This is a genomic window from Microcystis sp. LEGE 00066 (assembly GCF_015207925.1).
In the GTDB taxonomy this organism is placed as follows: domain Bacteria; phylum Cyanobacteriota; class Cyanobacteriia; order Cyanobacteriales; family Microcystaceae; genus Microcystis; species Microcystis ichthyoblabe_A.
In genome coordinates this window covers 69,166-81,572 of sequence record NZ_JADEVX010000003.1, presented here as the reverse complement: position 1 = coordinate 81,572, position 12,407 = coordinate 69,166, and the positions used below count along the sequence as shown (strand labels likewise).

The window sequence follows — 12,407 nt, the reverse complement described above, 5'->3', positions numbered from 1 at the left end:
AACCAAAAGAAGTCAAGCTGTATCCTTAACAAGGGAACAGTCAAACTAGGAGCCGTGTGAGGTGAAAGTCTCACGCACGGTTCTGAATGGGAGGGGAGGTCGGTGACGACCTTCTCGACCCCTAATAAATTAACTTGACAAAAATGCTTCGACCCGAAGAAAGAACTAAACTCGATCCGACCAAAGACAGCGATTTTTATGCTTTTCCCCGCTTTGTCACCCACGTGGATGAGGGTTTTATCGATCGATTAACCGCTCTCTACCGAGAGATATTATCGCCGAATACGCGCATTTTAGACCTGATGAGCAGCTGGGTGTCCCATTTACCGGAGGAGATGGAATTCGAGCATATCGAAGGTCACGGGATGAATAGGGAGGAGTTAGCCAAAAATCCCCGCTTGCATAGTTATTTTGTCCAAGATCTCAATGCACAGCCAAAATTGCCCCTAGGGGATAGTTCTTTTGATGCGGTGTTAATCACGGTGTCGGTGCAGTATTTGCAGTATCCAGAGGCGATTTTTGCGGAACTGTATCGCATTTTAAAGCCTAATGGTCTGGTGGTGGTCAGTTTTTCCAATCGAATGTTTTATCAAAAAGCGATCGCTGCTTGGCGCGATAATAGCGATTTAGGCCGGGTAGCGTTAGTGAAATCCTATTTTAAATCGGTGGCGGGATTTAGGGAAGTACAGGCGATCGTTCGTCCTGCTACTACCCCCAGTTTCCTGCAAATGCTAGGAATTATGGTCGCTGATCCCTTCTATGCAGTGATAGGGAAAAAAGAATCTTCTCTAGGATTATAATCACCGTTAACAATCAGAGGGCTATTCCGATAATATCTGTAATTCGTTGGAATAGCCTATTTGATCTGTCCTGGTTTATTGTTCACTTGTGTTGGATGTAATTCCTCCGCAAACTGTAAACTAAGAGATTTGTGTAAGTATTGCCAGAGAATTTAACGAATACTTACAAGAATATCTCGATCTACAATATCAACTGATAATGCAAACTGGTGTAAGTACTCTCTAAAACTGTTAAACATCAATAATTACCTCGAAATCGTTGGCATTTTTTCAAGAAAACCTACTACATTTTTTATTCTATCAATCACAAAATCACGCTCTAAATATGACAGCAAAGCTCCAGCTTTTGGCCCACGCTCTTTACCTAAGAACGATAAATAAACAGCTTTAAATGCAAGGGGTTGCTGCATTTCTAACTCTTTTGCTGTTGCAAATAAAGTTGTTTGCAATTCGTCAGCTTCCCAAACCTTAACATCTGTCAAGCTATGAGTTAGCTGTCTGAGATAAGCAACCTGCTCCTGAGTCAAGTCCCTAACTTTCTCAGGAACCCTGTCAAGATAAAGAACCAATTTCTCTTCTTCGTCAGCATAGTCCGCCAACCATTTTTGGGCAACTGAAATCCTTTGATTGGCAATTTGCCAATCATATTCGCTTAAAGGCTGAGTACTACGTTTTTCAATCTCTTGACGAATATCGAGGTGAGGCACTTGCAGTAAAGAAATCAGCGTGCTGAGATCAACAGGATGGTAAGGCTTAATTGCTCCATCAAGTTGAGAGTAAAACAATGGCATTAACTCTTCAGGCAAAGCAGATTCTTGCTGGGCATCTGCTGATAAAGCTTGATACTTATCAGCTAGAGAATCGTAGTCTCTAAATAGCCTGGTTGTCGTTTCATAATTGGGCGCAAAGTTAATAACCGTCTTAGGCTGAGTTCGTAGCATTAAAAATCGAAGTAGCTCAGGAGGAAGTAACTCAGCGATTTCTTTGGCGCTTGAACCAACCCCCTTTGATGAACTCATCTTCGTGCCATTGACCAAAATGAATTCGTAGGGTGAATGGAAAGGTGGCTGTTTTCGTAGCACTTTTCGACAAATTGCATTCGCAACATCTCTAGATCCTCCTTTCTGGGAGTGATCTTTACCCGCAAGCTCAATGGTGATTCCCAATAGATCCCACTTTGCCACCCACTCAACTTTCCAAGGTAATTTACCATTGCCATTAAAAGGAGAAACCCAGCCTGAATGACCACAACCTTGAACCCAATCCGTTGCATCAGGTTTGCAAGTGTAGAAAACTTCTGACCCGTTATAATCTGACACCACCGTTGTTGCAATCTTGCCGCAATTCTCACAAGCGATCTGAAAGGGATACCAGTTATCTGGCCGACGCGCTTTGCTCACCTCTAGATAGGCTTCTCTGACCAAATGAGCGTTTTTAAGGAAGGTATCAATGTAGGAATTTAATCGACCTGAGCGGTATAGATCACGCAAATAGTAAACCTCTGGTCTAACCCCCAAATGCTCGAAAACCTCTAGAAACTCCCCCATGAAGTACTTTGCATAATCGCTGGCACTATTGTCCGGTGAAGGGACATTGCAAAGGGGAAACCCTAAGTAAGGTGCAAACTTCTCTCGATCGAGATAATGGGGAACAGTATCAAGTGCATCATAATCATCAACACCATAGAGGAATTTCGATGATTTACCACCATGTTTCAAGGCTCGATCAATCACATCATGGATCACAACCCCTCTCAACGATCCAACATGAACTCTTCCAGATGGGGTTTTTGAATCGTTGACAACTTGGTTTCCTTGTGCATCCGCAGCAATTTTGTCGGCCCAAAACATGAATTAACCTTATCTATCTACAGTCTTTACATTTTACATTCTAAAGGAATATCTAACACTTGACATAGTGAGTTATCTGGAGTAGGTCGAGATGAGGTGTAAATCTTTAGCGTGGGTTCAGGGGATCGTCTTCTTTGTGCCATTTAACCTCAAGACAAGATATCTTTAATATTCCTCGACTTCCCCCGTATAAACATACTAACTATGGCTAAAAGTCTTACAGAGCCTGAGTTAAATCAACACAATACTAATGGACTACTGGACACAAAATCCTGAAGTCTTTACGCGGATAGGGTTTGAGGCAAAAACTTTCAAATTTGACCTTTGGACCGTTATACCTTGTTTCAGGGCAGAAAACCAGCAAAAACATGGCTACAGAGGGAATCGCTTACTCTAGAGATTAATGACACTATCTGTTACCATCAGGTTAGCGATCACTATACAGCCAACTCTACGGAATCGCTCTACTCCAGATATAGTCAACGGTACAGCCATTTTTAAGCGAAAAATGTACTCAGTAGCCTCTTTTCAATTTTTTCTGAGAAGCGACCTGCAGTAAGGGTTTTGTTGATTTTTTAGTATTTATGTATGGGGGAAGTCCAGATATATTTTCAAATCCTCGAATAGCAGATTTTTTATTAGTTATATAAATATGTTGATCAATATTCTTGATCTCCTTATTTTTGAGAAAAATATAGATAACCGCATAGGTCAGAAATGTTGAATCCTTAGATAAAACTTTATACACAAGCTGAAATTGCAAAAGTGTTTTAGACAAACTCAATTATAAACAAAGTAGTGCAATTGAGAATTTAACTTATCTTATCCTATTTTTAGCCCTGAAATATATGATAGCGATGATAGTTTAAAAAATCCAAATCCGGTGAGAAGCGATCGGGAACATTTAAAGTTTTACCGCGATAGTTGATAAAATTTAGTTCTAACGTCTCGCTACCTTGATCCCGAGCCTTTTTTTCGATCTCATGGCCAATAATTAATCTTAAATCCTCATCGAAACTAATTAAACCTCGATCGAAAGCAGTATCATGAGTACGAGCTAGGCACAGGCCATTATGAGGGTTTAAACGCTGTTCGGGAAATTGACTCCAGGGTAATATATGACTAGCTGTTAGTAAGAGAGGAATGGGATTTCCTGTAATACAGCAACGATAGTTATATAGAGCTAAAATTGTCTTTCTAAAAAAGTTTTGTCCGATTCTAACTTTTCTGATTGCCTCGGTTTCTGTTTTGATATTTTCTAAAAAATCAAGTCTAGTAAAATCCTCTTGCTGTTCGTTGATAACTCCTAAAAGAACCTGTAATTTTTCCTCACTTTCTAGGGCTAATTCTGTCCAGTTATCCTCGAACTCCTGCCAGATTTGCCGATCAGCTTTACTGATACCTTTTAACCCCTGTACTCCTCGCAATTGATGCCTGGGATCGAGAGAACCAAAATTACATAATTTCATCACCAGGGCCGATGGTGTTCGCTGTAACTTTTCAGCGACTTCGATAATAACAGGATGGCTCTTCGGTTTGTGTTATGCAATGGACGGGGGTTATAAGGGATGGAACCCCTATATAGAAAGGCATTTAGCGATTTTTGTCAATTATTTTCTATCTAAAGCAAACTAATCAATTAAATCCCTTGCCAGATAAGGATTTAGTCGATTTATGCCCCCCTATCGAACCATAACAAGTAACGAAGATCCAACAGGATTATTGGTGTGGAATTGTCCATAGGGAAATTTATAGTATAAATTGAGAGCGATCAGCAGCTCATCCCTTGTCCATAAATTCTTAGTCATAACCTCTAGAAAATACCACGATCAGCCCTGAAATTACTGCTCAAATCAAATCGGGAAAAACTTCGCGCACTGCTGGATGAATTAACCGATGATTGGCGACATTTAACCCCTTAGCGAGGGAAACATCTTGATCCAAGGCTTTTACCCCATGGTCGGCTAATTTAATAACGTAGGGTAGGGTACTATTATTTAAAGCTTGGGTTGCCGTCCAGGGTACTGCTCCAGGCATATTAGGCACCCCATAATGTACTACTCCCGACTCCAGGTAAGTCGGTTGACTGTGGGAAGTGGCCCGCAGAGTTTCCACGCAGCCCCCTTGGTCCACTGCCACATCGACAATTACAGAACCAGGGTTCATTTTGGCGACTAAAGAGCGAGAAACCAGCGTCGGCGCTCGTTTTCCTAAGACTAGCACTGCCCCAATCAATAAATCGGCCCTAGGAACCACATTTTCTAATTGTGCTGGGCTACTATAAAGCAATTCTACCCTGGAACCGAATAAAGTTTCTAAATAGGCCAAGCGCTCGACGTTAATATCTAAAATAGTTACTTTTGCCCCCATACCGATGGCAATTCTGGCCGCTTCCGTACCCACCACACCACCGCCAAGGATAACCACTTGTCCGGGACTCACCCCGGGGAAACCCCCCAGTAAAACTCCCCTACCCCCCTGTTGTTTTTCCAGATAGCGGGCCCCAAATTGTACCGAAAGACGACCGGCAATAACACTCATGGGAGTTAAGAGAGGCAAGCGACCATCAGCAAGCTCGACCGTTTCATAAGCGATCGCAGTTGTTCCCGACTCGATTAATGTTTCCGTTAAATAGCGCTCGGCTGCTAGGTGTAAATAGGTGAATAGGAGAGCTTCCTTGTTTAAAAAGCCGTATTCTGCCTTAAGCGGCTCTTTTACCTTGATAATTAGCGGTTTATCCCAAACTTCGGCCGCTTTTTCCACAATTTTGGCCCCAGCTTTTTGGTAATCCTCATCGCTGAATCCAGCACCTAATCCGGCGACCGTTTCCACGAATACCCTATGACCGCGATCATTGAGTACACGCACACTACTGGGACTTAAACCGACGCGAAACTCTTGATCTTTAATCTCTTTGGGAACACCTATTTCCATGGTTTGCTTCTGGGGGACTATTTCTAACTAGGGTATGCTGAAAAAGTTTTTCGGTGGGGGTAGGGTGTGGGGTGTAGGGTCTAGGGTTTTAGCCATTTTCAGGGGAAAAGTCCCGGAATTTCCCCCCGGATCACTCCAAGGGCCAGTACTTATCGAACAATGTTTTTAGATTTATTCAGCCAACCCTATAGTTGCGAGTTATCAGGCATACTATTTGGGAATTTTAGCGACTTTTTTGGTATTCTTCGAGCAAATCGATTAAATCTATCTGACATTTGCTGGGTAATAAATCCGCTAGGGAAACTTGCAGATGACCACCTCCGAGGGTGACTTTTATCTCCCGCAGGATAGACATGACTGCATTCTCGCTTAAACTGTCGTTTTCGAGCAAAGGGAAGACTTTTTCGGCAACGACGCTGTGTAAATGTGCTTCCCGGAGATAGAGATGCCATTTAGCCACGTCAATGTAGATATTGTCGCCGATTTGGGCCGCCAGATTTTCGATGTCCTGAGTTGTGTTAACCATGGGGTGTTACCGAGTAGTTAGCGATCGCCGCTATATAAATCAAATGTCCCACCAATAGAATAGCCCAAATTCCCGTGAACAGATTCAACCAAGTCCAATCAGAAAATTTAATGATATGAAAAAACCACAACCCTGAATTAATCGCTAAAAAAGCCGCCACATGAACGGCGAAATTCATGCGATCATCTAAACGTCGGAAAGCGGGATCGTTTTTGCGATCGGGTTGACGGGGCCAACGAGGAGGCATAAGCAGTGATCAGTTGTCAATTATCATTTATCAGTGTACCGGTTTTTTAGCCAATAGATAACGTCATCGACTGGTCGGGAAAGAAACTGGTCAAACTAATCCCATTGAAAGATTAAATAATACCTTTCGACAAAGGATTTCTCGGCTGGTGAGAGAGAGTTTATCTTTCTCTAAAAAAATGGAGAATCACTTTGAGGAACCCTTTGGTATTTTATCCATGACTACAATGCACAGCAAAGCAAAGGATTAAACCGCCATCACTACTACCGAATCACCAGCCACTAGGAAATTTATTTTGCACTACTACTTAACCAGTAATATGAGATAGTCAACTTACCAAAAAGCTTTAAAATATCTTGGCAGGAAGACTGGTTATTCTCTGGGGAAACCCAGAGAATGTCCCGATCAGCGAAAAAATCAAGGGAAAGATGGGCAGTATTTTAAGTGTGGCGCCGATGATGGATTATACCGATCGCCATTTTCGCTATTTTTTGCGACAAATTAGCCGTCGTCCCCTTCTCTACACAGAAATGATCACGACGATGGCGATTAAACACGGCGATCGCTATAAGTTGCTGGGGTTCTCCCTAGCAGAAAAACCTCTAGCTTTGCAGTTAGGGGGTGATAATCCCTATCTTTTGGCAGAATGCGCTAAAATAGCCGAATATATGGGTTATGACGAGGTAAATCTCAATGTGGGTTGTCCTAGTTCTCGGGTAAAAGAGGGCAATTTCGGCGCTTGTTTGATGGCTAACCCGGAATTAGTCGCGAGGGGAATATCGGCAATGAATCAAGCTGTATCGATTCCCGTGACTGTAAAACAGAGAATTGGCATTGATGATCAGGATAGTTACGAAAATATGGCGAATTTTGTCCGTATTGTCGCAGATGCGGGTTGTCAACGTTTTACCATCCATGCGCGGAAAGCTTGGTTACAGGGATTAAGTCCCAAGGAAAATCGCACCGTCCCCCCCCTGCGTTACGATGATGTTTATCGCCTAAAAAATCAGTTTCCCCATTTGTTTATTGAAATTAATGGCGGTATCATTAATTTAGAACAGGCTAGACAACATTTACAATTAGTAGATGCAGTTATGATCGGTCGGGCAGCCTACGATAATCCCTATTTATTTGCCACAGTCGATCGAGATTTTTATGGGGAATCGGTTACTCCTCCTACCCGGGAAGAAATAATCAAAAAAATGCTTCCCTACATCGATGAGTGGGTGAGTAAAGGTTATAAATTACACCAGATCAGCAAACATCTTTTACAGCTTTTTGCTGGTCAGCCTGGAACTAAGGCCTGGAAGCGTTATATTAGTGAAAATAGCCATTTTCCTGGGGCCGATTCTGGGGTAATCTGGCAAGCTTTACAGCAGGTAAATTCCCTAAATGATCTGGCTAATTCCCATTGATTTATTTTCTTTTCTATGATTACCCAGTCCTCACTTACTGCCGGGGTAAAAAATTCAGCTATGGCGGATTTTGTTTATCAACCTCCCCCGGCAGCTGTCACAGCTAAACGTATTTTAATTAAACCTAATTTAGGTTATCCTGTGCCTCCACCAGTAACGGTTAGTCTGCCGGTATTAAGTCAAGTTTTGCGGGGATTGAGAGGGGTAAATCCAGGGGCAGAAATTATCTTATTAGAGGGAGTTTGTTCTGCTATTTCTTTGAGAGAAATTATCGATATTTTGGGAGTAAAATCTATTCTCGATTCTGGAATAAATATTCTTGATGCTGATAGTTTACCCCAGCAAGAATATCCGAATCTTTCCCCTTTTCCTGTCCGTTTTCCCTCAATGTTTGCCCCTAAAATTATCGAAGAAGTGGATTGTCGGATCACGATTGGAACCCTAAAACGCACCCATTTAAAGGATGAACCCCTAATTTCTGCTTCTTTAAAAAATCTCTATGGACTCTTTCCCCGTAGTCATTATAAAGCGCGTAGTCCCAACTCGCGAGGGCAATTACATCGCCCCTCCGTACCGCTAATTTTACAGGATGTTTATTTTTGTATCGGTCATCTTTTTGATGGGGCAGTGGTGGACGCTAATCTCAAATATTTTAGTAGCAATTGGCGACCCGATCGAGGAAAATCTATTCCCCTGGGTCAGGTGTTTTGGGGTTATGATATGATTAGCGTGGATCGCAGTGCTTGTCTGTTAGGTGATGAACCGATGCCAAGTTATTTAGATGCGATCGATTTGCTTCGTTCTCAACTTTTAAACGGAACTAATTAGGGTCTGCTGAAAAAGTTTGTTGGTGGAGTTAGGAGTTAGGAGCCAGTCGTCGGGAGGGGAAGTCAGAATAAAAGAATGACCTCGCGCAATCCTGTTTAAAAAATATACAGGAGAGTGGGGATCACCGGAGCGGGGGGGGAAACAATCCATAAGGGACTTGCGCTTTGATAATGTACCTTTTGGGCGAACGCAGTTCGCCCCTACATTGTGGACAAAATCCGTTACTGTAGGGGCGCAAAGCTTGCGCCCTCCGATCGATTGGGATATTATTCCCACGCAAGTCCCTAACTGGGTTTTTACGGAAGCGAGCGAGGTGCGTTTGGCATTCTCAAAGATTAACCCATTGTCGGTTAAAGCAACTGCTCTTTAGGTTGCCCAAAACCCCCCTCGGTGAGCGGTTATGCGTCTATCCAGATACTGCCGTCTTCGATGCGAAGGGGATAAACGGGTAAAGCTTGGGGTTGAGAAACTGCCGCCATCGCTTTGTTAACCACAGGGGGCCAGGTAATCCAATCTTTGACAGCACCGCTACAGAGATCAAACGAACTACGATGCCAGGGACAAACGATCGCGCCGTCCTCGGTAATTTTGCCCTTCGTCATCGATAATTTTAAATGGGGACAACGATTACCGACGGCGTGCAATTGACCGTTATTGTTAATCAAGAGAATGGAATTTTCCCCCACTTTTACCACTTGACGGGCGCCGGGGGCAAGGGAATCTACAGATAATACTTTTGTCCAACTCATATTTTTATTTAACTAAGGGAGAGATCAAGAATGGTTTCGGGGTAATTTTGGGCAATAATATCCTGTTTAGCCCATTGTTGGTAATCTTGCAATAATTGACTCATTAAACGCTGTTTAATCCGCAATAAAACCCCTTTTAGGAGACTATTGCCGGTGATTTCTAACAACGGACGCGGGGTTAACCATAATGGTGGTGGTAGGGCGACTTTCACCTCAAGATTGGCTTTTCCCGCTAGATAGGTTTGATTATTTTTTTCCACAGGAGCGAGTTTGCCTTTAACATTGAGGCTAAAGCGATCGTTGATATAATCAATACCTTTGATCTGACAGTCTTCTGATTGCAAAAATATCGTCCCCCCAGAGGTAGCCCAGACATTAAGAATAACCGTGGGCTGAAAATAGTACAAATTCAAAAAGTTTAGGGGACGCATTTTTAGGCGAAACCTATTCTCAGACAAGTGTTCTGTTAAGCTAGTCTCAACGATAGCCTGTACTAATCTTTGCGGTTGACGCAGATAATGCTGAATCGGGATGGTTTGTTCAGCAACAACAATTTCTAGGGATTCGGCAGCGGTAAAAGTTACTTCCATACGTTGGCTATCTTAAATTTGTCTCCCTTCTTAATTTTACTTTACAAAACTTATGCTTTTCGACGATCCAGATGTACAAATTTTACCGCTAAGAGGGGACACAAACCAGATTTTTGCCCAAAGTTGGGCTTTTTTCAGTGATCAGTGATCAGTGGGGGGTTTTAGGTCAAGAGTGGGGGGGAGCGGGCAGCAATTCTCATTTTAAGGTTTCATGACATTAAAACCCTTGCACCTAGAGGGGTTAATAATTCTTAACGAATCTCTAGATCGCTGAAACAACGCAAAATCGTTTCAAAATGAGAATTGCTGCCCCAACTAGGCCCACAAGAGCGGCATCGCACTTTAACCCACAGCTTCAATCAATGGGCATGGTGCGTTCCCCAAAATCGATCGCTGGAGCAGTAGGACTTGCATTAGGGAACGCACCCTACAAGATCGGCGATCGCTAGGGGAGATACGTCACCGAAGGCGAAAGACACACCAGTGGCGGCGATCTATGCGCGAGTTCGCGCTGTCATAAAAGCTAATTTTTTTAAGAAAGTCCTCTAAGTTTTCGTTTAATTTCTCTCTCTAGTTCATTGCTAAATGTATTCAATCCCTGTTTGATATCTTTTTCAAATTCTCGAACTGCATTATTTTTAGTATATTCAATTTGATTTGTGAGTTGCTGCGTTGTTGATAGCAATCCTCTAGAAACATCTAAAGCATTAATCGGTGTACCTACAATATCAGCATCAAATTTTAAATCTATTAACTGTAATAGCATATAACCTAATTGAGTCGCGCAAATTGGATCATCTGTTGCTATATATTGCCTATTACTTGAGAATTTTGGCTCACAATCACACGGACCAATAAGTCCTAAAGTAATTAGATTATCTAAATAATGGTCAAACATCGCTTTTTTTTGTAAATCATCATTATCAAAAATACGCCCGTGTATATTCATAAAATCTCGAAGTTTTTCTGCTTCATATTGACTTAAAGCATGATATTGAAGAAGGAGAACTTCTGTATCATTAATTTTTTCTAAAATTTCTAAAAGTCTTTTAGACTGGATACGATCAAAATCTTCCTCTTTTAATCCCTTTTCTAAAACCGAAGCTAAATATTCAAGCCTTTCTTGACTGGTCGCTCGGACGGACTGCAATAATACATCTTCAAAAATATCGATAAAGTCTGTTGATTGAAATTTTTGTTTTAATTCTTGCTCGGATATATTAAAGACTCTAGAGGCAAGAATATTTAGCAAAGTCTCAATTCGCTCTTGTCGTTGATTAGGAATTGCAAAATTTAGTAGTTCTACGGTTAACCCTCCTATCACTGGAATTGCACTAACCAAACCTTTAGCATAGGCTAGTGCAAATTCTTGAACATCTGTGTCTTTCATATTTTTACTGTCCTAATCTTTTTTTAGACTTTTAATTTGTCAGAGTTGCCAGATCATTATAGCAAAAATAAACTCTATGTATCTGGCATACCTGACAGGGGGACAAGAAATAAGTCTCCTTATCTAAAGACGGATCAATGACTTTATAAAAATCTTCCAATATGGTGCTAGACTCAATTTTCATGGTTATATAGTTATAGTGATGAATACAATATTAGCATATTGCCAAAAACCTTGTTTAACTAAATTCCTGACAATTTAGGCTCATTCTAGCGATGATTCCTCTGTCTGACCTCCCCCTTGACAAAAATTTACAATTATTCGACCTTTAGCGATCGCTATCGGGAGATAGTTGTTTTTTAGGCGATCGACTTGGCGAAAATTTATCAATCAGATGTAATTATTTTAGATATAGGGATGCCTGTCTTAGATGGACACAGCGCCGCTATTAAAATCAAACAATTCGACCCTTATATTCGCATTATCGCCTATAGTTCCTTGCCAAAGCTTCCAATGGAAAAAAATAATCAAAGTACAGCTTTTGACCTATACTGCTCTAAAGATATATCTTCCCAAGCTCTGATCAAAGCGATCGATGACTTGGGAAAATTAGCACAATCGGACAAAGATCAATTCCGTCGAGTCGGATAGTTAACTAAGTTTTTCTTCAGGAAAAGTTGCTTGAAACTCATCGAGTAATTCATCCAACTCCTCAAGAGCTTGATTAACATCTAATCTCAGACCGCCAATGTCGGGTTTATCGCGCAATTGCAGTAAATAATCGCGTTTATTAGCCATTTGTTTCACTTTATCGATCAAGCTGGTTTTATCCATAATTTACCCTCTGGTACTGACTGCGATTATATCTCAGTCAGCCCCTATCAGTGGCTCTCCTGCAAAAATCAAAAATCTTCTCTTGGGTGAGGAGACAGAAAACCCTGAGACAGGAGGATAAAAAAAGACAAGAGACAGCTAACTGATAACTGAGGCTGCATCTCAATTTTGGATCAATATCTAGATGACATTTTGGGCGCACGCAGTGCGCCCCTACCATTGGCGCAATAATATATATTATTGT

General features: G+C 41.7%; 12 protein-coding genes and 2 pseudogenes. 5 read left to right on the top strand and 9 right to left on the bottom strand.

The window, feature by feature from the left end; genetic code table 11:
- Positions 1-143: 143 nt before the first annotated feature.
- Positions 144-800, top strand: coding sequence for a class I SAM-dependent methyltransferase (locus tag IQ224_RS01155; RefSeq protein ID WP_002741401.1), 657 nt, complete (start codon positions 144-146; stop codon positions 798-800).
- 245 nt (positions 801-1,045) lie between these two features.
- Here IQ224_RS01155 and lysS read toward each other — a convergent pair whose 3' ends face one another.
- The 5 genes from lysS to IQ224_RS01130 form a co-directional block, all read right to left on the bottom strand.
- Entirely contained in the window at positions 1,046-2,650 is a 1,605-nt protein-coding gene (lysS, locus tag IQ224_RS01150; protein WP_002741399.1) for a lysine--tRNA ligase, read from the bottom strand.
- A gap of 833 nt (positions 2,651-3,483) precedes the next feature.
- A complete protein-coding gene (locus tag IQ224_RS01145; protein WP_002741394.1) occupies positions 3,484-4,119 on the bottom strand; it encodes an HNH endonuclease in 636 nt (211 codons plus the stop codon).
- Between the two features lie 379 nt (positions 4,120-4,498).
- Positions 4,499-5,584, bottom strand: coding sequence for an alanine dehydrogenase (ald, locus tag IQ224_RS01140; RefSeq protein WP_002741393.1), 1,086 nt, complete (start codon positions 5,582-5,584; stop codon positions 4,499-4,501).
- A 223-nt stretch (positions 5,585-5,807) separates the two neighbouring features.
- The gene (locus IQ224_RS01135; protein ID WP_002741391.1) at positions 5,808-6,110 is read right to left on the bottom strand and encodes a DUF3181 family protein; all 303 of its coding nucleotides are present in this window, start codon (positions 6,108-6,110) and stop codon (positions 5,808-5,810) included.
- A complete protein-coding gene (locus tag IQ224_RS01130) occupies positions 6,103-6,357 on the bottom strand; it encodes a hypothetical protein (RefSeq protein ID WP_002732278.1) in 255 nt (84 codons plus the stop codon). The genes IQ224_RS01135 and IQ224_RS01130 overlap by 8 nt, the downstream gene beginning before the upstream one ends.
- A 61-nt stretch (positions 6,358-6,418) precedes the next feature.
- Here IQ224_RS01130 and IQ224_RS01125 point away from each other — a divergent pair.
- The 3 genes and pseudogenes from IQ224_RS01125 to IQ224_RS01115 form a co-directional block, all read left to right on the top strand.
- Positions 6,419-6,642, top strand: a pseudogene (locus IQ224_RS01125) (IS1 family transposase); the annotation flags it as partial.
- A gap of 143 nt (positions 6,643-6,785) precedes the next feature.
- A complete protein-coding gene (gene dusA, locus IQ224_RS01120; protein WP_036399649.1) occupies positions 6,786-7,772 on the top strand; it encodes a tRNA dihydrouridine(20/20a) synthase DusA in 987 nt (328 codons plus the stop codon).
- Between the two features lie 15 nt (positions 7,773-7,787).
- Positions 7,788-8,600 carry a DUF362 domain-containing protein gene (locus tag IQ224_RS01115; protein ID WP_036399646.1) on the top strand — a complete coding sequence of 271 codons (813 nt, stop codon included), beginning with the start codon at positions 7,788-7,790 and terminating at the stop codon, positions 8,598-8,600.
- A 398-nt stretch (positions 8,601-8,998) separates the two neighbouring features.
- Here the strand turns inward: IQ224_RS01115 and IQ224_RS01110 are convergent, their stop codons facing one another.
- The 3 genes from IQ224_RS01110 to IQ224_RS01100 form a co-directional block, all read right to left on the bottom strand.
- The gene (locus IQ224_RS01110) at positions 8,999-9,349 is read right to left on the bottom strand and encodes a Rieske (2Fe-2S) protein (RefSeq protein WP_002741379.1); all 351 of its coding nucleotides are present in this window, start codon (positions 9,347-9,349) and stop codon (positions 8,999-9,001) included.
- 8 nt (positions 9,350-9,357) lie between these two features.
- Positions 9,358-9,939 (bottom strand): DUF1997 domain-containing protein, encoded by a 582-nt coding sequence (locus tag IQ224_RS01105; RefSeq protein ID WP_194032395.1) that lies wholly within the window; start codon positions 9,937-9,939, stop codon positions 9,358-9,360.
- Positions 9,940-10,471: 532 nt separating this feature from the next.
- Positions 10,472-11,329: a hypothetical protein gene (locus IQ224_RS01100; protein ID WP_002741365.1), complete on the bottom strand. Its 858-nt coding sequence runs from the start codon at positions 11,327-11,329 to the stop codon at positions 10,472-10,474.
- A gap of 363 nt (positions 11,330-11,692) precedes the next feature.
- Here IQ224_RS01100 and IQ224_RS01095 point away from each other — a divergent pair.
- A pseudogene (locus IQ224_RS01095) lies at positions 11,693-11,980 on the top strand (response regulator); the annotation flags it as partial.
- Here the strand turns inward: IQ224_RS01095 and IQ224_RS01090 are convergent.
- Entirely contained in the window at positions 11,981-12,163 is a 183-nt protein-coding gene (locus tag IQ224_RS01090; protein WP_002734024.1) for a hypothetical protein, read from the bottom strand. It abuts the pseudogene before it with no gap.
- Positions 12,164-12,407: the final 244 nt, after the last annotated feature.

Excerpts from the sequence above, each read along its gene's own strand:
- IQ224_RS01090 (WP_002734024.1), bottom strand. The coding sequence starts at position 12,163 with ATGGATAAAACCAGCTTGATCGATAAAGTGAAACAAATGGCTAATAAA.
- IQ224_RS01155 (WP_002741401.1), top strand. The coding sequence starts at position 144 with ATGCTTCGACCCGAAGAAAGAACTAAACTCGATCCGACCAAAGACAGC.
- dusA (WP_036399649.1), top strand. The coding sequence starts at position 6,786 with ATGGGCAGTATTTTAAGTGTGGCGCCGATGATGGATTATACCGATCGC.
- IQ224_RS01100 (WP_002741365.1), bottom strand. The coding sequence starts at position 11,329 with ATGAAAGACACAGATGTTCAAGAATTTGCACTAGCCTATGCTAAAGGT.
- IQ224_RS01145 (WP_002741394.1), bottom strand. The coding sequence starts at position 4,119 with ATGAAATTATGTAATTTTGGTTCTCTCGATCCCAGGCATCAATTGCGA.
- IQ224_RS01115 (WP_036399646.1), top strand. The coding sequence starts at position 7,788 with ATGATTACCCAGTCCTCACTTACTGCCGGGGTAAAAAATTCAGCTATG.
- ald (WP_002741393.1), bottom strand. The coding sequence starts at position 5,584 with ATGGAAATAGGTGTTCCCAAAGAGATTAAAGATCAAGAGTTTCGCGTC.
- lysS (WP_002741399.1), bottom strand. The coding sequence starts at position 2,650 with ATGTTTTGGGCCGACAAAATTGCTGCGGATGCACAAGGAAACCAAGTT.
- IQ224_RS01135 (WP_002741391.1), bottom strand. The coding sequence starts at position 6,110 with ATGGTTAACACAACTCAGGACATCGAAAATCTGGCGGCCCAAATCGGC.
- IQ224_RS01130 (WP_002732278.1), bottom strand. The coding sequence starts at position 6,357 with ATGCCTCCTCGTTGGCCCCGTCAACCCGATCGCAAAAACGATCCCGCT.
- IQ224_RS01105 (WP_194032395.1), bottom strand. The coding sequence starts at position 9,939 with ATGGAAGTAACTTTTACCGCTGCCGAATCCCTAGAAATTGTTGTTGCT.
- IQ224_RS01110 (WP_002741379.1), bottom strand. The coding sequence starts at position 9,349 with ATGAGTTGGACAAAAGTATTATCTGTAGATTCCCTTGCCCCCGGCGCC.